This window comes from Gordonia sp. NPDC003950 (assembly GCF_053605205.1).
The window spans coordinates 145571-169812 of sequence record NZ_JBSGIT010000005.1; the positions used below are offsets into that span (position 1 = coordinate 145571).

Below are 24242 nucleotides of genomic sequence, written 5' to 3' on the forward strand. Positions count from 1 at the left end.
GCCCGCAGAGGAGTGATCACCGCCGATGACCGATACGAGCCCGAATCCCACCCTCGTCTACGCCGACGATCTCTCCGTCGGCACCCGATACGAGTTCGACCCACATCACGTCACCGAGGCCGCCATCGTCGAGTACGCCTCGGCGTGGGACCCGCAGTCGTTCCACATCGACCGCGCCGCCGCCGATGCGGGCGCGTTCGGGGGCCTGATCGCTAGCGGAATCCACACCCTGGCCGTCGCACAGCGCCTGTCGGTTGACGCGGTGCTGCACACCTGGGATGTGATCGCCGGACGTCGGCTCACCGAGGTGGAGTTCCTCGCCCCCGTCCGCCCCGACGACGATCTGGGCGGATTCCTCGAGATCGAGGGCGTCGACTTCGACGACCGTGGGCGCGCGCTGGTCACCCACCGATGCGATGTGATCAATCAGTCCGGCATCACCGTGCTCCGGATACGCGTGCAGGCCTACGTTCGGGCGCGTCCGACGACCCGGTGATATGCCAGGATCGGTGAGGTGACCCGCCGCGACGACTCCTCCACCGCGCAACGTCGGCAGGATCTGGAGCGATTGCGCAGGGTCCGCGATCGGATCGACCGTGACTACGCGCAACCACTCGATGTCGAGGCCCTCGCCCGCGGCGCGCACATGTCGGCCGGCCACCTGAGCCGCGAGTTCCGACGCGCCTACGGGGAGTCGCCGTATTCCTACCTGATGACCCGGCGGATCGAGCGGGCCATGTCACTGCTCCGCCGCGGAGACGTATCGGTCACCGAGTCCTGCTTCACCGTCGGCTGCTCATCGCTGGGCACCTTCAGCACCCGGTTCACCGAACTGGTCGGGATGTCACCGAGTGAGTACCGCCGGCGTGCCGCCGACCTCGCGGCCGGGGTGTCCACCGACGGCATCCCCGCATGTGTCGCCAAACAGGTCACCAAACCGATCAGGAATCGAGAAGTCCCCGGCCCCGCGAGTCAGTAGCGTGAGCGGCATGACCATCACTATCCACTACGCGTTCCTGCCACAGACCGATCCCGACGCCGCGTTGGGCTTCTACCGCGACACACTCGGATTCGAGGTCCGCAACGACGTCGGCTACCACGGCATGCGCTGGATCACCGTGGGCCCACCGAACCAACCGCAGACCTCGATCGTGTTGCAACCACCGGCCGCCGACCCGGGTATCACCGACGACGAGCGCCAGACCATCCTCGACCTGATCGCCAAGGGCACCTACGGCGCCGGCCTGACGTTGGCCACCGACGACCTCGACGGCCTCTTCGCCCGACTCGAAGCCGCCGGTACCGAGGTGGTCCAGGAACCGATGGACCAGCCCTACGGCGTCCGTGATTGCGCATTCCGCGACCCGACCGGCAACCTCCTGCGCATCAATCAGGCATCCTGAACCCCACCCCCGAACAGACGGAGACCCGATGAGCCGGACGCCCCGTGCGTCAACACTCCACCCCGCCGACACCCACGACATCATTCGTGTGCACGGCGCCCGCGAGAACAATCTCCGCAACGTCGACGTCGAGATCCCCAAGCGCCGGCTGACCGTCTTCACCGGAGTGTCCGGGTCGGGGAAGAGTTCACTGGTCTTCGCGACGATCGCCGCCGAATCCCAGCGGATGATCAACGAGACCTACAGCGCGTTCGTGCAGGGGTTCATGCCGACGTTGGGTCGGCCCGACGTCGACGTGCTCGAGGGACTGACCACCGCGATCATCGTCGATCAGGAACGGATGGGCGCCAATCCGCGGTCGACCGTCGGTACCGCCACCGACGCGAACGCCATGCTGCGGATCCTGTTCAGCCGGTTGGGAACACCGAGGATCGGTTCGCCGCAGGCATTCTCGTTCAATGTCGCCTCGGTGTCCGGGGCGGGTGCGGTGGAGATCGAACGCGGTGGACGAAAGGTGAAGGAACGCAAGGAGTTCAGCGTCACCGGCGGCATGTGCCCGACGTGTGAGGGACGCGGCGATGTCTCCGACTTCGACCTCGGGGCGCTCTATGACGACACGAAGTCCCTCAACGAGGGAGCCCTGACCATCCCGGGCTATTCGATGGACGGGTGGTACGGGCGGATCTATCGCGAGTCCGGGTTCTTCGACCCGGACAAACCCATCGCGAAGTTCACCAAGCGGCAACTCGACATCCTGCTGTACTCCGAACCCAAGCGGATCAAGGTCGAGGGCATCAACGTCACATTCGAGGGTCTCATCCCGAAGATCCAGAAGTCGTTCCTCTCCAAGGACCGGGAAGCGATGCAGCCGCACATCCGTGCCTTCGTCGACCGTGCGATCACCTTCACCGTCTGTCCGGACTGCCACGGCACGCGACTGAGCGAGTTGGCCCGATCCTCGACCATCGACGGCGTCAGCATCGCCGACGCCTGCGCCATGCAGATCACCGACCTGGCGCAGTGGGTGGGCGGACTCGACGATCCCGGCGTCGCACCGCTGCTGACCTCCCTGACCGAGTTGCTCGACTCCTTCGTCGACATCGGCCTCGGCTATCTATCCCTGGACCGTCCCTCGGGGACGCTGTCGGGTGGAGAGTCACAGCGCACCAAGCTGATCCGGCATCTCGGTTCGTCGCTGACCGACGTCACCTATGTGTTCGACGAACCGACGATCGGCCTGCACCCGCACGACATCACCCGGATGAACGATCTGCTGATCCAGTTGCGCGACAAGGGCAACACCGTCCTGGTGGTCGAGCACAAACCGGAGGCGATCGCGATCGCCGACCACGTCGTCGACATCGGTCCCGGTGCCGGAAAGGACGGCGGCACCATCGTTTTCGAGGGCGGCGTCGAGGAGCTGCGCCACAGCGACACCCTCACCGGACGTCACCTCGACGACCGGTCGGCGTGCAAGGACGTGGTGCGCCAACCGACCGGCGCCGTCGAGATCCGCGGCGCCAACACCCACAACCTGCGCGACGTCGACGTCGACATCCCGCTCGGTGTGCTCGTGGTGCTCACCGGCGTCGCGGGATCCGGCAAGAGTTCCCTCATCGGCGGTTCGGTCGCCTCCCACGACGGCGTGGTCACCATCGACCAGGGAGCGATCAAGGGATCGCGACGCAGCAACCCGGCCACCTACACCGGTCTGCTCGAACCCATCCGCAAGGCCTTCGCCAAGGCCAACGGCGTCAAACCCGCACTGTTCAGCGCCAACTCCGAGGGCGCGTGTCCCAACTGCAAGGGGGCCGGCGTCGTCTACTCCGACCTCGCGATGATGGCCGGGGTGTCGACCATCTGCGAGGTCTGCGAGGGCAAACGGTTCCTCGCCGAGGTCCTCGATTACACCTTCGGCGACCGCAACATCGACGAGGTCCTCGGCATGTCGGTGGCCACGGCGCACACGTTCTTCGCCGACGGGGACGCGAAAGTTCCGGCCGCACACAAGATCCTGACGCGGCTGGTCGACGTGGGTCTGGGATACCTCACCATCGGGCAGCCGCTGACCACCCTGTCCGGCGGCGAACGCCAACGACTGAAGCTCGCCTCCCAGATGGGGGACAAGGGCGACATCTACGTCCTCGACGAACCCACCTCAGGACTGCATCTCGCCGACGTCGAAGCGCTGCTGGGTCTCCTCGATCGGCTGGTCGATTCCGGGAAGTCGGTGATCGTGATCGAACACCACCAGGCGGTGATGGCCCACGCCGACTGGATCATCGACCTCGGTCCCGGCGCCGGCCACGATGGCGGGCAGGTCGTGTTCGAGGGCACGCCGGCCGATCTCGTCGCCGATCGATCCACCCTCACCGGGCGGCACCTCGCCGACTACGTCGGGGCCTGACCCGGACCCGGCCGGGTGCGCCGGTCAGCCCTGCGCGTCGATGATGGTGAGGGCGAACACGAGGGTGTCGCCGGCGTCGATCCCGGCGTCGGCGTTGCCGGTGGTGTACCCGTCGGCCGGGGCGATCGCCACCGCGACCGTCGACCCGACCCGCTGCCCGCCGATGGCCTTGGCGAACCCGGGGATCACCTGGGCCAGCGAGAAACTGGCCGGCCTGCCGCGCTGGTAGCTGCTGTCGAACTGGATGCCGGTCCGGCCGTTCACGCCGACATAGCTGACCTCGACGATCGCCGACTGGGACACGGTCTCGCCGGTGCCCTCGGTGAGCACGTGCACCTGAGTCTGTTCGACCGCGAACGGGGTGGTGACCTTGACGGTGGGTGGAGTGCTCGTGTTCTGCGATGCGGCCACCGTCACACTGCCGGTGGTCCCATCGAGCTTCCAGCTGGCACCCGGCGCGGAGCTGCCGCCCCCGTCCGATCCGCCATCATCGGAGCCACACCCGCTGACCACCAGAACAGCGAGAACGGCCAGGATCCCGAGGACTCCACGTACTGTACGCATGGTGCTCGACGCTACCGGGTGTGCGCCGGCCGGCCGGCGCACACCCGCAGGCCGGTCAGCTCGACTGCACCAGCGACGCCAACTGTTCCACCTCGGCGACGCTGCCCGGCGAGACGAGCATCGTCGTCACGCCCGCCTTCTCCCAGATCCCGATCTGCTCGCGAACGTACTCGCGGTCGCCGACGATGGCCGAATCATCGACCACCGCGTCGGGGATGATCGCCGCCGCCTCGTCCTTGCGTCCGGATCGGAACAGCGCGGTCACCTCGTCGACCACCTCGCCGTACCCCATGCGGCGATACACCTCGGCGTGGAAGTTGGTGTCCTCGCTGCCCATTCCGCCCATGTAGAGCGCCAGGAACGGCTTGATCGCCGCGTAGGTGGCCGCCCGGTCGTCGGTGATCACGATCTGCGCGGTGGCACAGATCTCGAAGTCCGCGCGGCTGCGGCGGGCGCCCGCTCGCGCGAATCCCTCGTCGAGCCAGGCGTTGTAGGTGTCGGCCATCCGGGGTGTGTAGAACAGCGGCAGCCAGCCGTCGGCGATCTCGGCGGCCAGCGCGATGTTCTTGGGTCCCTCCGCGCCGAGCATCACCGGGATGTCGGCGCGCAACGGATGGGTGATCGGCTTGAGGGATTTGCCGAGTCCGGTCGAACCGGGACCGGTGTAGGGCAACCGATAGTGCGGGCCGGCGCTCTCGACCGGCGCCTCACGGGCCCACACCTGCCGCATGATGTCGACATATTCGCGGGTTCGGGCCAGCGGTTTCTCGAATTTCTGGCCGTACCAGCCCTCCACCACCTGCGGGCCCGACACACCGAGTCCGACGATGTGTCGGCCGCCGGAGAGATGATCGAGGGTCAGGGCCGCCATCGCGCACGCCGTCGGCGTGCGCGCCGACATCTGCAGCACCGACGTGCCCAGGCGTACCCGCTCGGTAGACGAACCCCACCACGCCAACGGCGTGTAGGCATCCGAACCCCAGGCCTCCGCGGTGAAGATCGCGTCGAACCCGGCGGATTCGGCCGCCGCCACCAGTCCCTTGTGGGCGGGCACGGGTTGCGCGCCCCAATACCCCAGTTGCAGACCGAGTTTCATTCTCGCGGGCCCTTTCCTCGACCATCGGCGATGAAGCGATGCATCGAACCTATACCGCCCGGTCCACCAACCTCAAGGGATCGGCAGTCAATTCCTTTACCATAGGTACGTCGCCACCGAACGCTCCCGGCGGCCACGCCGACCGAGGAGGGGATCGTCATGTCTTTGCGCCACGCGATTCTGGCCGAGTTGATCAACGGCGAGGCGTCGGGCTATCAACTCGCCAAGACCTTCGATGTCGCGGTCGCGAGCTTCTGGTTCGCCACCCCGCAACAGTTGTACGCGGAGTTGCCCCGCCTCGAGGCCGCCGGTCTGATCAGCGGCCGCGAGGTCATCCAGCAGGGCCGTCCCAACAAGCGGGTCTACGCGATCACCGACGTCGGCCGGGACGCGTTGCGGGTGTTCGTCGAGGGCGCCTCGAAACCGACCTTCCTGCGCGACGAGCTCCTCGTGCGTGTGCGGGCCTGCGACATCGGCGACACCCCCGCACTGATCGAGGACCTGCGCGGCCGCGCCGAGTCGGCGCTGGCCAAGGCCCGTCTCATCGAAGGGTTGTTGTGCAAGGTGCGCGGCGACGTCTCCGAAGATCGCTTTCTCGCCGAAAGTTCGCCCGTGGGACCATATCTCACCGGACTGCGCGGCATCGCCTTCGAACGTGAGAATGCCGCATGGTGCCGGCGCGCCGCCGACGTCCTGACGGCCCGGATGACCGCCACGGCGCGGAGCGACGGCGCGGACGCGCCCTGACTCAGCCCTGATTCCCGCCGGCGGCCGCCGCCTCGGCGCGGATCCGGTCGAACTGCGCACCCATCGCCTCGGCCACCGCGGTGGCCCCGGACAGTGGCCGCACCATCACCATCAGGTCATCGATCCGGCCATCGGCGTCGACGTGGATGAAGTCGCAGCCGGTGATCGATTTCCCGCTCACCGTGGCGGTGAACATCAACGCACTGTCGGCGACACCGGCAGATCCGAACTCGCGGATGTAGCCGAAGTCCTCGAACACCCGCATCACGGCACGCAGGATCGCCGCGGTGATCGCCTTGCCCTCGTACGGCGCGAACGCCACGGGACTGGTGAACACCACGTCGTCGGCGAGCAACGCCTCGATCGCCGTCGTGTCGCCGCGTTCGACGGCCTCGCGGAATTCCTTCATCGAACACTCCTGATCATGGAACACCTCTGGTCATGAAATTGAGTATGACGGGGATACTACCGTGACGTCCTCGCCGATATGCCATTGATCGAGATCACCCGCATCGGAGACGGTGACCCGATTCCGCTGTCCGGCGGGGCAGACCAGCCCTTCGACGGCATCCGCGCGCTCGGGATGGGCGACGTCGTCGCCAGTGCGGGCGCCGGCGTTGCACGGCGCCGGGGTCACCGAGGCGTTGGCCCGCCGGGTAGAGCGCGGCGGCAGTTATCGGGTGCATGTGTCGCCGGTGGCGGTGCGCATCGCTACCTCGATCCGGAGGCCTTCACCGCCGACACCGCACTCGGTGCCTATCAGGGCGTCACCCATCAGGTCCGGATGAGCGGCACGCCCGGGGCGAACGCACCATCCTGGTGCCGCGTGGTTCCTGCCGTCCGGAGTGGCTGCCGATGAGTCCGTCCCGTGACGACAGTTGCCCCCTCCGGTCAGTACGACGCGGCCGGGCCCGTCAGGGTGATCCCGTGATGACGTTGTGCGACATCGGGATGCGCCCGGGTACGCGACTTCCACGCGTTCTCCCCGTAGGTGGCATAGATCGGGTTGGCCGGATCGGCTTCGACGCCGCGTGAGCGGGCGGCGAGTTCCGGAGGCAGGTCGATGATCGGTATCACCGCATCGAGGGCGGGATTGAGGAAGAACGGGATCGAGATGCGATCGGTTCCCGGTTTCGGTGCGCGCACCCGGTGACGGGTGGCTCGCAGATAGCCTCCGGTCGCGACTTCGAGCAGTTCACCGACATTGACGATGAACGCGCCGCGCACCGGCGGCACATCGATCCACTCACCGCCGGTGGTCTCAACCTGCAGTCCCGCCGATCCCGGGTCGACGAGCAGAAGCGTCAGGACACCCGAATCCTTGTGCGCCCCAACGCCTTGCTCACGTTCGGCGGTGCCCGGGTAGCGCACCACCTTCAGCAAGGTGGCCGGCGCGTGGGCAAACGCCTCGTCGAAGTGGTCCTCCGAGGCACCCAGCGACAACGACCACTGCCGCAGCAGCCGCAGCCCGACCTCGGACAGGGAGTCACTCCACGATCCGAACACCTCACGAAACCGCGAGGGTCGCGTCGGCCACAGGTTCGGGCCCTGAAGGTTCCAATAGCCGTCAGCGTTGTCGATGACCGGTCGATCTGGACCCAGATCGATCTGTTCACGCCAGTCGACCCGCCCGTTGGTGAGTTCTCCGCCCAGTCGCGAGTAGCCGCGGAAATGCGGGCTGTCCAGCTGGCTGATCTCGTCCTTCTCCGCATCGTCGAGGGCGAAGAACTCGCGGGCCACTCCCACCGCGGCCGACATCTGTTCGGCGGGTATCCCGTGGCCGGTCAGGTAGAAGAATCCGTGCACATGCGTGGCCTCGCGCAGCGCGAGCCGAAAACCCTCCGGATCGGTATCGGCGTCGGCGAGATCCAGGATCGGCAGCATGTGCTCCACTCTGGCACCGCCGTCGCAACCATGCCAGGCCGCTGACCCCTTCGACCCACCGCGGCGTCAACACCGCTTCACCGACAGCGCTCTGCTCCTCACTGACGGCGCCCTTTCCTCACCGACGGCGCTCTGTGCGTCGTTGGCTTCTGTCATCGGGGCGCCGTCAACGTCCGGCAGAGCGCTGTCGATGCGGGCGAGAGCGCCGTCAACGACGTGCGCGGGCATCGACCCCAGCCGATCGACCTGCGGATACCTCGATGCCTCCACACGTGCCACCGGGCGACGCGGGCGAGGCGACCCGGCCGTGGGACACTACCTCGGGTCCGAATGTCCCTGACGAAGTGTCCCCGACGAACTGTTTCCCGACGAACCCACGAGGCGGCCATGGAGAGTGTGCAACAGCCGGCGCTGGCGCAGGCGTGGGAGGCCAATCGCTCGATCCAGAAGTCTGCCGCCGTGCGCCTCTTCGCGGCCACCAACTCCGCTCTCTACGTCACCCTGATGGAGCGCCACCTCGACTTCGGCTCGCGACGGTCGGAGACCGACCTGGCGGTCCGCCTCGATCGCGACATCGCCGACCTCGGTCTCACCGACCAGCCCCAAGGACTCGACCTCATCAAACTGTGGGCCAAGAACGGATGGCTGCACCGGATGCCCGATCCGGCGGTCACCGGGCAGAATCTGTGCCACCTGACGCCCGAGGCTCGCTCGGTCCTCGATTACACCCGCCGGTTGCGTCGTGAGGATTCGGTGGCCACCGGTGGGTCCATCAACGGCATCGCCGCGGGCCTGCGGCGCGTCGCCGGACAGGTCAGCGACGACGCGGACGCACTGCGCGAGGACCTCACCCAACAGATCGAGGAACTCGACGCCGAACTGGCGGACCTCGATGCCGGTCGTCGGCGCGAGCCCGACCTGGCCGCCGCCGAGGACGAGGCCCGCGCCATCGCCTATCAGATGGAACAGATCATCTCCGACATCGGTCAGTACGGCAGCATGCTCGATCGCATCACCACCGCGCTGCTCGACGATCCCGGCGATTCCGACCTCGCCTACCGGGATCGGCAACGGCAGATGTTCGACGACTACGAATCGCTGCTGGAGTCGTCACAGAGCGCCTCCTACCACGCTTTCACGACGATGATCGGCGACCCCGCACAACGCGCGAAGCTGATCGCCGACATCGACACCGTCATCGCCCGTCTCCCCGGTATCGATCCGGCGCTGCGGTCGGTGATGGACAACTTCTTCGTCCTGGTCACCCAGCAGATCGGTGAGGTCGGCCGGATCCGTCGGCGCTGCGCCCGCCGCATCCGCCGATTCGTCGCCTCCGGCACCCTCGAACAGAGCCGCGGCATCGCCCGCCAGCTCAACGACGCGTTGTCGACGGCGAACGAGTTGCTGTCGACATCGCTGTCGGATCGTCGCCTCGGCTACGAATTGCCCCTGGCCACAACGTCATTGACCTCCATCGGCCGACTGGCGTTCGAGATCCGCAATCCCGAACCACCGACCCCGGCGCTCATCGCCGACGGCCGGACCGATCTCGACTCGTTCGTGTCGCTGGCCGGTCAGGTCGACACCGTCGAACTCACCGAGCGCGTCAACGACGCCCTGCACACCGGTCCGGTCACCCTCGCCGAGGCCATCGACTCGCTGGACGAACCGTATCTGGCCCATGTGATCGTGTTGTGGTCGTGGGCGTTGCGCCAACCCGGGGCGTCGGCGCCACCCCCAACCGCATCCACGCCGACCTCGGTCCTCCGCTTCCGCTCGCTCGATGGCGACGACCGCTTCATCGAGGTACCGAGCCTCACCTTCACCGAACCGATTCCGACCGCGGAGGCCGACACCCTGTGACCGACAATCGCGACCACGGCACCGCCGTCGACCCTGCCACCACCGACGAGTTCCGCGGCTACGACGACCTGCCCGCCGTCGCCCGGACCGCCACCGTCGACGACAGCCCGAAGGTGCCGCGTTTCGACGGCGACCTCAGCGAGATGCCCGACCGTGCGTGCTGGGCGTTGCAGAACCTGGTGACCCGCCGCTACGTGAGTGCCGATCGCACCCCGCAGCTGTGGTCGTGGGTCCTCGAGTATCAGGATCGGCTGCGTGTACGGCTGTCCGAACTCGATCTGCGCCTGCGGCTGGTCACCGAACTCGAGGTCGCCTTCGTCGAGCAGGTGGGCTATGACTCACGCTGGGGTAGAAGGCTTCTCAAACGAGAGACCATCCAGACCTATGATGCGATCCTGGCTCTGCATCTGGCCAAACACATGCGGGCCGCGCGCGAGGAACAAGTGCTGATCACCCACGAGGAGATCCACGAATTGTTCGCGGGCGTGTCGAATACGATCGACCGGGACCTGACACTGTTCGACAAGCGCATCGACAAGGCCATCGACAAACTCGAGGAGCTCGAGTTCCTGCGTCGTCACCGCGACGACCCCGACACTTTCACCGTCAGCCCGGTGATCACCGCGGTGATGACCGCCTCGGTCATCACCGATCTCCAACACCAGTTCGAGGTGTTCATCGGTTCCGGCGAAGTCGGTGACGACGACGCGGAGGACACGCCGTCGGATCACGACGGCGCCGATCCGGTGGATCTCGATGCCGACGATATCGACGACGAGGGGGATGACCAATGGTGAGCAGCCGCGTCGATCAGTTCCACCTCTCCCGGCTGCAACTGATCAACTGGGGTGTCTTCGACGGGTACCACTCGATTCCGTTCAGCGTCAACGGGTCTCTGGTCACCGGCTCGTCCGGCAGTGGTAAGTCGTCACTGCTGGACGCGATCTCGCTGGCCTTCCTGCCCGATCATCGGCGCAACTTCAACGCCTCCGGCGACGCCACGGCCGCCGGTTCGGCCAGTGGCAAACGCACGGTCGGCAAGTACGTCCGCGGCGCGTGGGGCGAGCGCCGCGACGGGGTCAATTCCACCCGCGAGGTGATGTATCTGCGCGGCACGGGTCCGGCGTGGGCGGCCATCGCGGTCACCTACACCTCCGATTCGGGTGCCGCGATCACCGGGCTGGTGCTCAAATGGCTTGCCGCAGGCAAGATGACAGATGCGCACAGCGCCTACTTCCTGACCGAGGGTGACGCCGACATCGTCGAGGCCTGCAACGAGTGGGCGCAGGGCAATCACAACGCCGCCCGACTCCGTGAACGTGGCTGGCGCGGTGGTCCCGGTGAGGGCAAGTACCTCGCATCCCTGTACTCACTGATCGGCATCCGCGGATCCGATGCGGCCCAACAACTTCTCGGAAAGGCCAAGTCGCTCAAGAGCGTCGGTGGCCTGGCGCAGTTCGTCCGCGAGTTCATGCTCGACGAACCGACGAGCATTGTCGGCATCAAGGATGCTCTCGAGCAGATCGATCCGTTGGTCGACGCACGTGAACTCCTCGACATCGCCCGGCGTAAACGCACCATTCTCGGTGACATCGAGGCGATCCAGGAACGTTACGCGACCGAGGCGGCGAAGTTCTCGGTCCTCGACACCATCGACACCGCCGCCGTACGCGCCTACCTGACCAATCTGCGAATCCGGCACGCACAACCGGAGATCGCCGACCTCGACGATCAGATCGAACGCCTCGACGGCGACCTCGAGGCGCTGACCGCCCAACACGATCAGCTGCGGACCGATCACAGTCACCTACTGTCCCGGATCGCTTCGAGCACAGCGGATCTCGCCCCGCTGTCCGAGCAGCTCACCGCCGCCCAGAAGGCCGCCAACGAGGTGTCGATCCGGTTCTCCTCGTATGAGGCGAAACTGTCCGCGCTCGACGTCGAGATCCCGGACACCGCAGAGGATTTCTGGGAATCACGCGAGTTCCTGATCGAGGAGGCCACCCGGATCGACGGGCTCCTCGACGCCGGAAAGGGACACTACGCCGAGGTTCTCGCCCAGGAGGTGGCCGCCCGGACCCGGCGCGACGCCGCGAGGGACGAACTCACCCGCGTCGAGAACGCCGGTTCGGCGCTGCCGCGCTCCGAGCACGAGATGCGCCGGGTGATCGCCGACGCCCTGCAGGTCGACGACACCGAACTGCGCTACGTTGCCGAACTCGTCGAACTCGATCCCGGTCAGGAACGGTGGCGGCCGGCCGTCGAGAAGGTACTGCGCACCGCAGGATTACGACTCCTGGTGCCCGACAGGCATTTCCATGCCGCACTGCGTTTCGTCAATACCCACGACATGCGTGGCCGGATCCAGTTGCACCAGGTCCAGTCCCGTGACGCCGGCGCCGCCGATCCCGGTACGCTCGCCGCGACGCTGCGTCCGGTCGACCCCACCCATCCCAGTTCGGCGGAGGCCCTGACCATCCTCAACCGGTTGGGCAACTACGTCTGCGTCGACGATCCCGCCGAGTTCTCCCGGCACGCGAAGGCAGTCACCGATCGCGGGCTGCGCAAGGATTCGGCCAGACTCGCCATCAAGGATGACCGTCAGACCCTGCGGGCGTCGCAGTTCATCTTCGTCGGCAACGTCGATGCCAAACTCGCCGCCCTGCGCGACGAACTCGATCAGCACGAGAGCAACTATGAGTCGGCCCGCGCGGCGACGGCGTCGATCGAGGCCGACCGATCCGACAAACAACGGCGACGCGACGCGTATCGCAGTGTCTGCGAACAGTTCACCCAGTGGACCGAGATCGACGTCGAGTCGGCCGAGGACCGCGCCGAGCGCCTGTCCGCCCAGTACGAACTGCTGATGGAGGAGCATCCCGACGTCGAGGCCCTGCAACGCAAGGCCGAAGAGATCTGGGAACAGGTGCGCGCGGCGATCTCCAAGGCGGCGCTGGTGCGCGACCGCATCGCCTCCCACGACGAGCGCCGCACCCAGTTGCTCGACCTCACCGACCGACTCACGCCCGAACAGGTCGGTGAGGGCATCGAGGTGGCGCTCGACGGATTCCGGGAGGAGTCGCCGGCCATCCTCGACGTCCTCGCACCCGAACCGTACCGCGCGGAACTGGTGAAGGCGGTCGGCCGGGACCGTGACCGCATGCGCGCCGATGCCCGGCGTTCCCGGGACGAACTCGCACGGATCGTGCGGACTTACGACGAGGAGTTCCCCGACGCCATCCCCAACGACAGCGACGACCTCGACGAGCGGGTCTACGACTACGTCGCGATGTGCCGCCGCATCGACGAACGGGAACTGCCGTCGGCCTACGAACGGATGCGTCGACTGATCACCGAGCAGGCGCCGGGAGCGATCCTCAACCTGCACATGGCCGCAGACGCCGAGGAACGCCGCATCGTCGAACAGATCGAACGCGTCAACACCGGCCTCGGGGCCGTCGCGTTCAACCGCGGTACCCGGCTGCGTCTGCAGCCCGGGCGCAAGCACCTCGCCGCCGCGGCCGAACTGACCGAGAAGGCCCGTCAGATCTCCCGGCGGTCGACCGCGGTCGCCTTCGGCGACGAGCAGGCGATCCTCGAGCAGTATGCCGACATCCTGCTGCTGCGCGAACGTCTCGCGGGTGCCACCCCGGAGGATCGCCAGTGGACCCGCGATGCCCTCGACGTGCGCAACCGTTTCGACTTCTACTGCGAGGAGCACGACGCCACGACCGGCGAGACGATCCGGACCTACAGCAACGCCGGCGACAACTCCGGTGGTGAGCAGGAGAAACTGATGGCGTTCTGTCTGGCCGGAGCGCTCAGCTTCAACCTCGCGAGTCCCGACGGGGACGACAATCGGCCGATCTTCGCGCAGCTGATGCTCGACGAGGCGTTCTCCAAGTCCGATCCGCAGTTCGCCCAGCAGGCCCTCTCGGCGTTCCGCAAGTTCGGGTTCCAGCTGATCATCGTGGCCACCGTGCAGAACACCAGCACCATCCAGCCCTACATCGACAACGTGATCATGGTGTCGAAGACCGAGACGGGTGGGCGGCCGGTCGCCACCGCGACCTCGAAGTCGATCGGTGCGTTCACCGAACTGCGGCGGTCATCGGGCCGCAACCGGCTGATCTGACACGGCTGACCCACCAGAAATCTGACAACGCCGACCCACCAGAACAGCCGACCGACGACACAACAGAAGACGACACAACAGAAGAAGTGGGGGAAGACGATGCTTCCCCCACTTCGTGGGTCGGGATTGCGCCGAAGCGCCGGGCTCAGTGTCCGGTGCCGCGGTACTTGCGCCGGTACTCGTCGTAGAGGTCGGCGTTCTTCTCACGTTCGAGCTTGTTGACGAGATCGGCATCGAGTCCGTGCTGGGTCAGCCGGAAACGCCGGTACACCCGGTTCAACGCGATCGAGAAGAAGATGTACGGGATGAGGATCGGTACCGTCATGTTCGCGCGCACGAGCCAGTCGGCGGGCGCGAACAGCAGCGGGACGAGAACGATGATGCAGGGTATCGCCCAGCGCGCGACCATCCGGGTGGCCGCGCCGGGCCCGGCGAGATCGTTGGTCACCCAGTCGCGCATCGAATCGGGCAGGCGAGCGCCGTAGCAATACTTCACGTACTGCCAGCCGTGCGGGCGCTCGGTGGCCGTGCTGGTCGTGGTGACCGTGGACGTCTTGCTCATCGGGGTCTTCCTTGTCTCGGCTGTGGTGTATGGCTCTGGGGTGTACGGCTCGGGTGTCGGCTACCCGCGTACACCGGGCGATCCACCCGGCGCCGATAAGTAGTGCACGATTTAATTGTATTCACTTTGATGCGCAAGCGCTACCCCCGGTCGGCACGATCAGCGTGCGAGCGGACTGTAGAACACCAGTCCGTTGCCCTTGTTGTCGTAGACCACGGCGCGACGTTCATGCGCATCGTCGTAGGGACCCTTGACGATGCCGCCGCCACTCGCCTCGATGGCCTTGGCGGCCGCGTCGACGTCGTCGGTCTTGATCCCGACCACCACCTGTCCCGGGATCGGGTGATCGACCTCGGTGGCCAGCGCCAGGGTGACGGCCCCGCCGTTCAATGCCGCGAAATGCGCACCGTCACGGAACTTCAGCGCGAAACCCAGGGTCTCGCTGTAGAACTCGATGGATGCGTCGAGATCATCGGTCGACAGCACGATCATCTTGACCTCATGCTCACTCACCACTGACTCCTTTTCTCGCAGGCACCCCCAGCATAGGCCTCCGACTTCATTCGCAGGCACCTCCACCATAGGCCTCCGACGCGGGGACAGGAACCTCGCCTGTCCCCGGACCGGCGACGAGAAGCGCTGCCGGACATGGCTTGTCATTTCGATGCAATCGGCCCATGCGACGCGGGATGATGACGGGATCCCCGTGGTGGCTCTGTGCCCCACCAGCGAGCCCGTCACCGCGCCCACCACGAAACTGCAGTGCGCCGAGCAGTGCCGCCGCCGCGCCGGCGCGTTCGGGATGGCGCATCAATGCCAGGGCGGTGACGCTCGGCCGATCACACCCCACAACGCTGCGATGACCGCACAGCCGACGAGCAGCCGCCAGGCCATCTGTTCCCGCGGCCACGACCAGAAGCGCCGAACCGGCTACGAGAAACGCAGCACCACAGGCGATCTGGTGGAGCGCTCGGGAGAATCGCACCCACCGTGCACACGCCATCAGGCACAGACCGTCGACCGCGAACACCACCGCGAACTCCGAGGGGCTCAGTCCGTGCACCTCCTGGAATGCGAAGGGGGAGCCGGTGATGTAGGCGAACAGCGCCCCGAAACCGACGGCGCCGGTGGTGATGACCAGCAGGTACGGCCATCGCTGAGCAGCCGCCCATACGACGCCGAGGCGCCGGCCAGCACCCCGCCGGACACTCGGTGTCCCGGCGGCAGCGTTTCCGGGATCCACATCGCGGTGGCCACGACGAGGAGCGCACCGATGACGGCGAGCACGGCGAAGATCGTGCGCCACGAACCGACCAGCTGGATGGCGCTACCCAGCAGCGGGGCCAGTACCGGGCCGAGCCCTACGACGACGGTGAGCAGCGCAAAGACCGACACCAGTGCCGATCCCGAACACCGATCGGCCCACGATGGCCCGGGGGAGCGCCGGAAGGTAGAGATCGGTGGAGATCGGGCCGAATGCCAACAGCGCACTGATGACCACCAGGACGCGCCTGCCGACACCAGACTCCGACTCGTCCGGATCGTCGGGCACAACCACGGCGGACGTTCAGTGCGCGGCCGGTGCGAGCAGCCGAACCCAACTGTCGACGAGTTCGGTGATCATCTGTTCCTCGTCGAGTTTCCAGTCGGAGCTGCCCCAGTTCTGGGCGACGTAGTCGAGTTCGGCGATGGCCAGGACGCCCCGGAAGTGGCGTTGGTGTTTCTCGAACCGGCCGGCCCGCTCGAGTCCCTCCTCGATGTCGGCCACGGCCTCCTCCATCCACCGTTCGACGATGTCACCGAGATCGGGATCTACCCCGGCCGCCTGCCGGGCGATGCGGATGATCGGCCGGATCTCCGGCCAGATGGTCACGCGTTCACGCATCCACGCCTCGATGCTGTCGCGAGTCCCCGCCGCCACCACCGCGACCAGATCGGTGGCGGTCGACCCGTGGTCATCGGACCGATCGCGCTGCAATGACTCGTTGAGCTGTTCGTCGACGAGGGCACTCATCAGATCGCTGCGGTTGGGGAAGTAGGCATAGAACGTCACCCGAGTGGTGCCGGCCGCCTTGGCGATGTCATCGACCGTGGTGGCTGCGTATCCCTTGGCCTGGAAGGTCTCCAGCGCGGCCGTCAGGAGTCGACGGCGGGTGAGTTGCTTCTGGGCCTCGCGCAGACTGGTCATGGGCATTACTGTATTGGCCCGGTGACCATCGGGGTCCTGGGCACGCGTCCTGCTCAGTCCACCGGCGCGGCCCCGCGAGGACGCGCACAGTCGACGCAGACGCGGAATCGGTGTCCGGGTCCCCGTCGAGACGCTCGGGTTCGCCGACGAAGGGAAGATCACCGACCGCCTTGAGTGACAGCCCGAACTGTTCGGTCCAGAAGTACGGCCGATGCACCAGCGCGGGCGCATCCGCGCCGAGCAGCAACGTCGTCGCGGCCACCTTCGCCTGTTCGATAGCGCTGTTCCACAACGGGATCCCCGCCTGGTGACCGGTGGTGTCCAACGAGGAGATGCGCGAACTCGGCGATCTTCGATGCCGGCGAACTCGCCAACGCACTGCGTGACGCGGCGTCCGTCCCGGCCGCGCTGGCGCAGTATCAGGCCGTCCGCAAGCCCGGCACCGATGAGCTGCAACGTATTTCGCGGTCCGGCTGGACCGAGGGTGAACTCAACGACGCCTTCCCGGGTCAGAAGCCGGCAGCACAGTCGACATCCCAGACCGCGGGGGCATGAGCGATGGCATTGCATCCCGAGATCGCCAAGGTGCTGGTGAACATGCCGGCACCGCCGCCGGGACCGTTGAATCCCACGGCGGCGACGAGCCGCTGGTCGACGACCACAACTCGCTGCTGCCACCGGATGCCTTCCACCTGCCGGTCGGCCGTCCGGTCACCCATAAGGTGTTCCGCGACGCCGCCCACCCCTCGCGGTTGGTGTTGCCGTTCACCACGACCGGCCGAGAGTAGACGGCATACTGGGTCGGGTGTCGTTCTCCCTGATGCCGCCAACTGCCCGTCGCACACCACTGACCGCCCGCCTCGCAATGCTGTCGGCCGTCCTCGGGGCGCTGGCCCTGCTCTGGTCGGGGACCGCGGCCCCGGCACACGCAGAGTCGGGCACCGCCGGCCTCGACCCGGTCCTGGCGACCGCGTACGCGCAGGCCGCCGCGGCCGCACACGACGACGGGGTTCCGCTGCACATCACCTCCGGCGCCCGCACCCGGGCCGAGCAGCAGCAACTGTGGCGGGACGCGATCGGCACCTACGGCAGCCCCGAGGCGGCACGCCGCTGGGTGCTACCGCCGGATGAGTCCACCCACGTCGGCGGTCACGCGATCGACGTCGGGCCGCAGGCCGGGGCGGCCTGGCTCGAGCGCAACGGCAACCGGTGGGGGCTGTGCCGCACATTCGCCAACGAGTGGTGGCACTTCGAGGTCGCGACCATCCCGGGCACGCCATGTCCCCGGATGTGGCCGGACGCGGCTGCCCGCGCCGACGCGCACGGCAGGCACTGACCACGCTTGTTGACCCTGATCGCCCCCGAGTTCGGTGAGATTTGCCACCATGGAGAGATGCCAGAGCTGACGTACGAGGAGTTCGGCCGCCGCTTCTTCGAGGTGGCGGTCACCGAGGACCGCGTGGCCAGCGCATTCTCCACGCTGACGGGTGATTCCTTCGAGGTCGGACCGATCCCGTCGGGCCCCGGCGGTATCGCCAAGGTCCGCGCCCGGGTGCGCATTGACGAACCCCACATCGTGCGTGAGGTCTCCGACGTCATCACCTTTGCCGTCCAGATACCGCTGAGTATCCGATTGCTGGTCGATCTGAAGGTCGATCGCATCCGCTACGACGTCGACGGCTCGGTGGCCCTCGCCCTGACCGCTCGGGCGATCGAGCCATTGGAACTGCACATCGACGTCGCCGAACCACGTCCGCGGGACGTGACAGTGGGTGTGGCGGCCCGCAACCTGCGCGGCGAGATCATCCGGATGGTGGGCCAGGTCGACGACGAGATCCGCCGGTTCATCGCCGCCGACGTCGCCGTGCGCATCAACGATCCGGCCATCACCAAGGCACGCATCATCGACGTCGCCACCGAGCTGGGCCGCGCCTTCGAATCGATGTAGCCCCGCCACACCGACAGCGCCCGAACACGACGGAGGGCCGCCACCGGTGCTTGTCGCATCCGGCGACGACCCCTGATCGTTGTGACCGGCGGTCAGCCGCTGACGGCAGCCAAGGCGTCGTTGAACGTGGCGCTGGGGCGCATCACCTTGTCGGTCAGCTCGAAATCCGGTGCATAGTAGCCACCGATGTCGACGGCACCGCCCTGAGCGTCGTTCAGCTCGGCGACAATGGCGTCCTCGTTCTCGGCGAGCGACTTCGCCAGCGGCGCAAAGTGTTTCGCCAACTCGGCGTCGTCGGTCTGGTTGGCGAGTTCCTGCGCCCAGTACATGGCGAGATAGAACTGGCTTCCGCGGTTGTCGAGCTCACCGGTCGACCGCGACGGACCCTTGCTGTTCTCCAGGAGCTTGCCGGTGGCCGCGTCGAGCGTCTTGGCGAGAATCGTCGCCTTCGCATTGTCATTCTTGCGGCCCAGATCCTCCAGGCTCACCGCCAGCGCGAGGAACTCACCCAGTGAATCCCAGCGCAGGTGATTCTCTTCCAGCAGCTGCTTCACGTGCTTGGGCGCAGACCCACCGGCACCGGTCTCGTAGAGACCGCCGCCGGCCATCAACGGCACGATCGACAGCATCTTGGCACTGGTGCCGAGTTCCAGGATGGGGAAGAGGTCGGTGAGGTAGTCACGCAGGATGTTGCCGGTTGCCGAGATGGTGTCCAGACCCCGGATCAGGCGTTCCATCGTGTACCGGATCGCGCGCACCTGCGACATGATCTGGATGTCGAGACCCTCGGTGTCATGATCCTTCAGGTAGGTCCGCACCTTGCCGATCAGCTCGTTCTCGTGCGGGCGGTACGGATCGAGCCAGAACACCACCGGCATGCCGGAATCACGGGAGCGGGTGACCGCGAGCTTCACCCAATCCCGGATCGGGGCGTCCTTGACGATGCACATACGGAAGATGTCGCCCTCTTCGACATCCTGGGACAGCAGGATCTCGCCGGTGGCCACGTCGACGATGTTGGCGGAACCGGCCTCGGGGATCTCGAAGGTCTTGTCGTGGGAGCCGTACTCCTCGGCCTGCTGCGCCATCAGGCCGACGTTGGGGACCGTTCCCATCGTCGTCGGATCGAAGGCGCCGTTGGTCTTACAGAAGTTGACCATCTCCTGGTAGATCCGCGAGAAGGTGGATTCCGGGTTGACCGCCTTGGTGTCCTTGGGCCGGCCGTCGGCGCCGTACATCTTGCCACCGGCGCGGATCATCGCGGGCATCGACGCGTCGACGATGACATCGCTGGGGGAGTGGAAGTTGGAGATGCCGCGCGCCGAGTCGACCATCGCCAGCTCCGGGCGATGCTCGTGGCACTTGTGCAGGTCGTCGATGATCTCTTCCTTCTTCGACGCCGGCAGCGACTCGATCTTCGCGTACAGATCCGAGAGCCCGTTGTTGACGTTGACGCCGAGTTCGTCGAAGAGGTCACCGTGTTTGGCGAAGGCATCCTTGTAGAAGGTGCGCACGGCGTGGCCGAACACGATCGGGTGACTGACCCGCATCATCGTGGCCTTGACGTGCAGCGAGAACATCACGCCCGTCTTGTAGGCGTCCTCCATCTGCTCCTCGTAGAAGTCGATGAGGGCCTTCTTGCTCATGAACATGGCGTCGATGACGTCGCCGTCGGTGAGCGACACCTTCGGCTTGAGGACGATCGTCTCGCCGCCGGTGGTCACCAGTTCCATCTTGACGTCACGATCACCGTCGACGGTCATCGACTTCTCGCCGTGATAGAAGTCGCCGTGGCGCATGTGCGCGACGTGGGTGCGCGACGCCATCGACCAGTCACCCATCGAATGCGGGTGCTTCTGGGCGTACTCCTTGACCGCCTTCGGGGCGCGTCGATCCGAATTTCCCTCACGCAGAACGGGGTTGACTGCGCTACCCAGACACTTGGTGTAGCGGTCGCGGATCGCCTTCTCCTCGTCGGTCTTCGGGCTGCCCGGGAAGTCGGGGATCTTGTATCCCTTGGCCTGCAGTTCCTTGATCGCGGCCAGCAGCTGCGGCACCGACGCGGAGATGTTCGGCAGCTTGATGATGTTGGTGCTGGGGTCCTGGGTGAGCTTGCCCAGTTCGGCGAGGTTGTCGGGAACCTTCTGCTCGTCGGTGAGGTAGTCGGGGAACTCGGCCAGGATGCGGGCTGCGACGGAGATGTCAGTCGTCGCGACGTTGATGTCGGCGGCATCGGCGAACGCTCGGATCACCGGCAGAAAAGCGTGGGTCGCCAGCATGGGCGCTTCGTCGGTCAGCGTGTAGATGATGGTCGGTTTTTCCGCGCTCATAATCCGCCTTACTCTCCAGTCGTGGTCACGCAGCACCGGGATTCGTGTTGTCTCGGCGCTACCAGTATCGCGGTCGCGGCGACATCGTGCGTGTTGATGCGTTGTCTTGCTGTCGCCGCATCCGCGGCCCGCGGGTCGGGGTCCTCTCCGAGCTTACGACCCCGGCTCCGGCCACCGACACGTCACACGGATCTGATCGGGCGACATGGATCACATCAACGAGCGGGTTGTTCAGACGCCGCAATCGCCCGCTCGTCGACCGCGCTCCTGCTCACATCGACGGCGCCCGTCTCCGCGTTCACAGCGCTCGGCTTCCCGTTGACAGCGCTCGATGTCGTTGCGCCCGACGCCCCAGCACGTTCCAGCCTCACCCCACCAGGCCTCGACACCTCCTCGACGCCTCCCCGGCCGGCGCCTCGTCGAGCTCGACCGGCGTTTGAGAGAGCGCCGTCGGATTACGGCCGCAGTCTCGCCGCCACCTCGTCGGCGAGCGCGAGGCTCGACGTCAGTCCGGGCGATTCGATGCCGAACAGGTGGACCAGGCCCGGTATCCCGTGATCCGAGGGTCCGCGCACCGCGAAGTCCGCGTCCGGGTCACCGGGACCACTGATCTTGGGGCGGACGCCCGAGTAATCGGGATGCAGCGCGTGGTCGGGGAGTCCGGGCCAGTACCACCGGATCTCTTCGGTGAACGTATCCACGCGGTGGGGATCGACGGACAAGTCGATCTGCGCGGGATCGACGTCCCCCAGCCACTCGACGTCGGGGCCGAATCGCGCCCGGCCGTCGAGGTCGAGCGTCAGGTGGATACCGAGGCCGCCGGCCACCGGCACCGGGTAGATCAGGCGGGAGAACGGCGCGGTGCCGTGGTCCAGTCCGAAGTAGTTGCCCTTGGCAAAACGGCGCGACGGGATCTGCCCGGGCGGGAACCCGTCCAGTGCGGCGGCGACATCCCACGCCCCCAGCCCGGCGCAGTTGACGAGTGTCGCGCACCGGACCCGGAACGAGTCGCCGAGTTCGACCGTGATCGTCGCGTCGGCGCCGATCTCGCCGGCGACGAGCGGGCTGTGCACGACCACCGAGGCTCCGGCGTCCTCGGCGTCGCGGCGCAGCGCCTGCATCAAGCCGTGCCCGTCGACGATGCCCGTCGACGGGGACAGCACCGCCGCGACGGCTGACAGGTCCGGTTCCATCTCGGCCAGTTCGGGACCCTCGACGAGACGGAGATCGGTGACCCCGTTGGCGTGCGCGGCGGCGATGATGCGCTGAAGTTGTGGACGCTGATCCTCGGTGGTGGCCACGATCAGCTTGCCGAAGCGTCGGTGGGCCACACCGGCCTCGGCGCAGTAGCGATAGAGCATTTCGCGACCCGCGACGCACGCACGTGCCTTCAGGCTGCCGCGCGGATAGTAGATCCCGGAGTGGATGACCTCGGAATTGCGGGAGCTGGTCTTTGTCCCGATGGCGTCCTCGGATTCGACGATCACCACCTCGCGACCGTCGCGCGCCAGTCGCCGCGCCACCGCCAGCCCGACGACGCCGGCGCCGACCACCACGCATTCGACCTCGTCTGTCACCGGACTCCCTTCGGATGCCGCGGCCCGCTCGTCCGCCCGCCGTCAGGATAGCGTCGCCACCTCCGGGCGAGCCGAATTCACGACGCGGCGTCGTCTTCGTCGATCCGGAAGCCGACCTTCAGGGTCACCTGCGTGTGCGCGACGGCGCCGTCGACGACATGCCCACGCGTTCCGACGACCTCGAACCAGTCGACGTTCCGCGTCGTCTTCGTCACGCGCGCAATGGCATTGGCAATCGCCGCATCGGTACCCTCCGCCGATGAACCGACAACCTCGATGACCCGGTATACATGTTCGCTCATACCGCGATTCTGGCACCGACCCCATCGCACGCGGGCGAAGTTCGACCATCCGGTCCGCCGGCATGGTCGCCGCCACCGCGCCACCGTCGGTGCGCTACAACTGATTGGTCCATCCCCTCGGCACCCAAGGACAGGTCCATGCAGTATCTCGGCTCGCCCCTCGAGCTCGCTCACGGTCGCCCGTGGCGCAATCGGGTCGCGCTCGCACCGCTGACCAACCTGCAGAGCAATGCCGACGGAACGTTGTCCGACGACGAATACCGGTGGCTGGTTCGCCGCGCCGAGGGTGGATTCGGTCTGGTGATGACGTGCGCCGCGCATGTCAGTCCGGAGGGACAGACATTCCCCGGTCAGCTCGGCATCTGCGACGACACCCATCTCGACGGTCTGCGACGGCTCGCCACCGGTATCCGGTCCGCGGGTTCGGTGTCGGCGGTGCAGTTGCAGCACGGTGGCCGTCGCGCCGATCCGGCACTGTCCGGTCGGCCGGCGCTCGGGCCGTGGGACGATCCGCAACGCGGGGTGACCGCGCTGACCACCGACCAGATCGAACGCGTGATCGCCGACTTCGCCGACGCCGCGGTCCGGGCCGAACGGGCAGGCTTCGACGGCGTCGAGATCCACGGCGCCCACGGCTACCTGGTGGCCCAGTTCCTCGACGTCCGGCACAACCGCCGCACCGACCGTTTTGGAGGGTCGGCGGAGAACCGGTTCCGCATCGTGCACGAGATCATCGCCGCGATCCGGGCGGCGACCTCGTCGGATCTGCAACTGGGACTTCGACTTTCGCCGGAGAGGTACGGAATCGTACTCGACGAGGCCCGTGCGTTGGCCGGTGAGGTCCTGTCCGACGGACAACTGGATTACCTCGACCTCTCGCTGTGGGATGCGTTCAAGCGTCCCTACGAGGAGCAGCATTCCGACCGCCTCCTGATCGAGTACTTCGTCGACCTCCCACGTGGATCGACGCGACTCGGCGCGGCCGGCAAGATACTGGACGCACCGGGTGCACGTGAATGCCTGGAGCGCGGAGCCGATTTCGTGTTGATCGGAACCGGAGCCATCTTGCATCACGACTTCGCCCGTCACGTCGCCGCCGACGACGAGTTCCGGGCGATGGACACCCCGGTGCCCGAGCGTCACCTCGTGAACGAGTCGGTCGGTCCGCGCTTCGTCGACTATCTCGACGACCGGTGGGATGACTTTGTCATCCGCTAGATCCGTTCCCGCAGAACG

The 24242-nt window shown here is 66.7% G+C and carries 23 protein-coding genes and 2 pseudogenes; 13 read left to right on the top strand and 12 right to left on the bottom strand.

Annotated features, from left to right (window positions below):
- The first annotated feature begins 25 nt into the window (after positions 1–25).
- Genes ACWETB_RS06100 through ACWETB_RS06115 form a run of 4 tightly spaced genes read left to right on the top strand, consistent with a single transcriptional unit; the run spans position 26 to position 3810 of the window.
- The gene (locus tag ACWETB_RS06100; RefSeq protein WP_449742801.1) at positions 26–496 is read left to right on the top strand and encodes a MaoC/PaaZ C-terminal domain-containing protein; all 471 of its coding nucleotides are present in this window, start codon (positions 26–28) and stop codon (positions 494–496) included.
- Positions 497–514: 18 nt separating this feature from the next.
- Positions 515–979: a helix-turn-helix transcriptional regulator gene (locus tag ACWETB_RS06105; protein ID WP_452209960.1), complete on the top strand. Its 465-nt coding sequence runs from the start codon at positions 515–517 to the stop codon at positions 977–979.
- A 10-nt stretch (positions 980–989) separates the two neighbouring features.
- The gene (locus tag ACWETB_RS06110) at positions 990–1403 is read left to right on the top strand and encodes a VOC family protein (protein ID WP_449742799.1); all 414 of its coding nucleotides are present in this window, start codon (positions 990–992) and stop codon (positions 1401–1403) included.
- 28 nt (positions 1404–1431) lie between these two features.
- Positions 1432–3810: an ATP-binding cassette domain-containing protein gene (locus ACWETB_RS06115; protein WP_452209962.1), complete on the top strand. Its 2379-nt coding sequence runs from the start codon at positions 1432–1434 to the stop codon at positions 3808–3810.
- Positions 3811–3834: 24 nt separating this feature from the next.
- Here the strand turns inward: ACWETB_RS06115 and ACWETB_RS06120 are convergent, their stop codons facing one another.
- Both ACWETB_RS06120 and ACWETB_RS06125 read right to left on the bottom strand, forming a co-directional pair.
- A complete protein-coding gene (locus ACWETB_RS06120) occupies positions 3835–4374 on the bottom strand; it encodes an FKBP-type peptidyl-prolyl cis-trans isomerase (protein WP_452209964.1) in 540 nt (179 codons plus the stop codon).
- A gap of 55 nt (positions 4375–4429) precedes the next feature.
- Complete coding sequence (locus tag ACWETB_RS06125; RefSeq protein ID WP_449742796.1) at positions 4430–5470, bottom strand: LLM class F420-dependent oxidoreductase; 1041 nt, start codon at positions 5468–5470, stop codon at positions 4430–4432.
- A 159-nt stretch (positions 5471–5629) separates the two neighbouring features.
- Here ACWETB_RS06125 and ACWETB_RS06130 point away from each other — a divergent pair, with 159 nt between their 5' ends.
- Positions 5630–6217: a PadR family transcriptional regulator gene (locus ACWETB_RS06130; protein WP_452209966.1), complete on the top strand. Its 588-nt coding sequence runs from the start codon at positions 5630–5632 to the stop codon at positions 6215–6217.
- Between the two features lies 1 nt (position 6218).
- On the opposite strand, the gene ACWETB_RS06135 is transcribed toward ACWETB_RS06130, so the two are convergent.
- Positions 6219–6626, bottom strand: a complete 408-nt coding sequence (locus tag ACWETB_RS06135) for a nuclear transport factor 2 family protein (RefSeq protein ID WP_449742794.1) — start codon at positions 6624–6626, stop codon at positions 6219–6221.
- Positions 6627–6704: 78 nt separating this feature from the next.
- Here ACWETB_RS06135 and ACWETB_RS06140 point away from each other — a divergent pair, with 78 nt between their 5' ends.
- Positions 6705–7076 (top strand): hypothetical protein, encoded by a 372-nt coding sequence (locus tag ACWETB_RS06140; protein ID WP_452209968.1) that lies wholly within the window; start codon positions 6705–6707, stop codon positions 7074–7076.
- A gap of 32 nt (positions 7077–7108) precedes the next feature.
- On the opposite strand, the gene ACWETB_RS06145 is transcribed toward ACWETB_RS06140, so the two are convergent.
- Positions 7109–8101, bottom strand: coding sequence for an isopenicillin N synthase family dioxygenase (locus ACWETB_RS06145; protein ID WP_452209970.1), 993 nt, complete (start codon positions 8099–8101; stop codon positions 7109–7111).
- A 387-nt stretch (positions 8102–8488) separates the two neighbouring features.
- Here ACWETB_RS06145 and ACWETB_RS06150 point away from each other — a divergent pair, with 387 nt between their 5' ends.
- The 3 genes from ACWETB_RS06150 to ACWETB_RS06160 are packed head-to-tail and all read left to right on the top strand — an operon-like array spanning position 8489 to position 14099.
- Positions 8489–9964, top strand: coding sequence for a DUF3375 domain-containing protein (locus ACWETB_RS06150; protein ID WP_452209972.1), 1476 nt, complete (start codon positions 8489–8491; stop codon positions 9962–9964).
- The gene (locus ACWETB_RS06155) at positions 9961–10761 is read left to right on the top strand and encodes a DUF4194 domain-containing protein (protein WP_452209973.1); all 801 of its coding nucleotides are present in this window, start codon (positions 9961–9963) and stop codon (positions 10759–10761) included. The genes ACWETB_RS06150 and ACWETB_RS06155 overlap by 4 nt, the downstream gene beginning before the upstream one ends.
- Positions 10758–14099, top strand: a complete 3342-nt coding sequence (locus tag ACWETB_RS06160) for an ATP-binding protein (protein WP_449742988.1) — start codon at positions 10758–10760, stop codon at positions 14097–14099. The genes ACWETB_RS06155 and ACWETB_RS06160 overlap by 4 nt, the downstream gene beginning before the upstream one ends.
- A gap of 145 nt (positions 14100–14244) precedes the next feature.
- On the opposite strand, the gene ACWETB_RS06165 is transcribed toward ACWETB_RS06160, so the two are convergent.
- The 5 genes and pseudogenes from ACWETB_RS06165 to ACWETB_RS06185 all read right to left on the bottom strand — a co-directional run bounded on the left by ACWETB_RS06165 (position 14245) and on the right by ACWETB_RS06185 (position 16849).
- Positions 14245–14661: a DUF5313 domain-containing protein gene (locus ACWETB_RS06165; protein ID WP_449742789.1), complete on the bottom strand. Its 417-nt coding sequence runs from the start codon at positions 14659–14661 to the stop codon at positions 14245–14247.
- 159 nt (positions 14662–14820) lie between these two features.
- The gene (locus ACWETB_RS06170; RefSeq protein ID WP_348806847.1) at positions 14821–15174 is read right to left on the bottom strand and encodes a VOC family protein; all 354 of its coding nucleotides are present in this window, start codon (positions 15172–15174) and stop codon (positions 14821–14823) included.
- A gap of 46 nt (positions 15175–15220) precedes the next feature.
- Positions 15221–15904 (bottom strand): hypothetical protein, encoded by a 684-nt coding sequence (locus ACWETB_RS06175; protein ID WP_452210081.1) that lies wholly within the window; start codon positions 15902–15904, stop codon positions 15221–15223.
- An 8-nt stretch (positions 15905–15912) separates the two neighbouring features.
- A pseudogene (locus tag ACWETB_RS06180) lies at positions 15913–16182 on the bottom strand (hypothetical protein); the annotation flags it as partial.
- 46 nt (positions 16183–16228) lie between these two features.
- Complete coding sequence (locus tag ACWETB_RS06185) at positions 16229–16849, bottom strand: TetR/AcrR family transcriptional regulator (RefSeq protein WP_449742787.1); 621 nt, start codon at positions 16847–16849, stop codon at positions 16229–16231.
- Positions 16850–17490: 641 nt separating this feature from the next.
- Here ACWETB_RS06185 and ACWETB_RS06190 point away from each other — a divergent pair.
- The 3 genes and pseudogenes from ACWETB_RS06190 to ACWETB_RS06200 form a co-directional block, all read left to right on the top strand.
- A pseudogene (locus ACWETB_RS06190) lies at positions 17491–17637 on the top strand (X-Pro dipeptidyl-peptidase domain-containing protein); the annotation flags it as partial.
- Positions 17638–17714: 77 nt separating this feature from the next.
- A complete protein-coding gene (locus tag ACWETB_RS06195; protein WP_348806910.1) occupies positions 17715–18185 on the top strand; it encodes a M15 family metallopeptidase in 471 nt (156 codons plus the stop codon).
- A gap of 57 nt (positions 18186–18242) precedes the next feature.
- Positions 18243–18797, top strand: a complete 555-nt coding sequence (locus tag ACWETB_RS06200) for a hypothetical protein (RefSeq protein WP_348806850.1) — start codon at positions 18243–18245, stop codon at positions 18795–18797.
- Between the two features lie 92 nt (positions 18798–18889).
- On the opposite strand, the gene ACWETB_RS06205 is transcribed toward ACWETB_RS06200, so the two are convergent.
- From ACWETB_RS06205 to ACWETB_RS06215, 3 genes are all read right to left on the bottom strand, one after another.
- Positions 18890–21127, bottom strand: coding sequence for an NADP-dependent isocitrate dehydrogenase (locus tag ACWETB_RS06205; RefSeq protein ID WP_452209976.1), 2238 nt, complete (start codon positions 21125–21127; stop codon positions 18890–18892).
- A gap of 455 nt (positions 21128–21582) precedes the next feature.
- Entirely contained in the window at positions 21583–22704 is a 1122-nt protein-coding gene (locus ACWETB_RS06210; protein WP_452209978.1) for an NAD(P)/FAD-dependent oxidoreductase, read from the bottom strand.
- A 77-nt stretch (positions 22705–22781) separates the two neighbouring features.
- Positions 22782–23006, bottom strand: coding sequence for a dodecin (locus ACWETB_RS06215; protein ID WP_348806853.1), 225 nt, complete (start codon positions 23004–23006; stop codon positions 22782–22784).
- Between the two features lie 138 nt (positions 23007–23144).
- Here ACWETB_RS06215 and ACWETB_RS06220 point away from each other — a divergent pair, with 138 nt between their 5' ends.
- Complete coding sequence (locus ACWETB_RS06220) at positions 23145–24224, top strand: NADH:flavin oxidoreductase (protein ID WP_452209981.1); 1080 nt, start codon at positions 23145–23147, stop codon at positions 24222–24224.
- Positions 24225–24242: the final 18 nt, after the last annotated feature.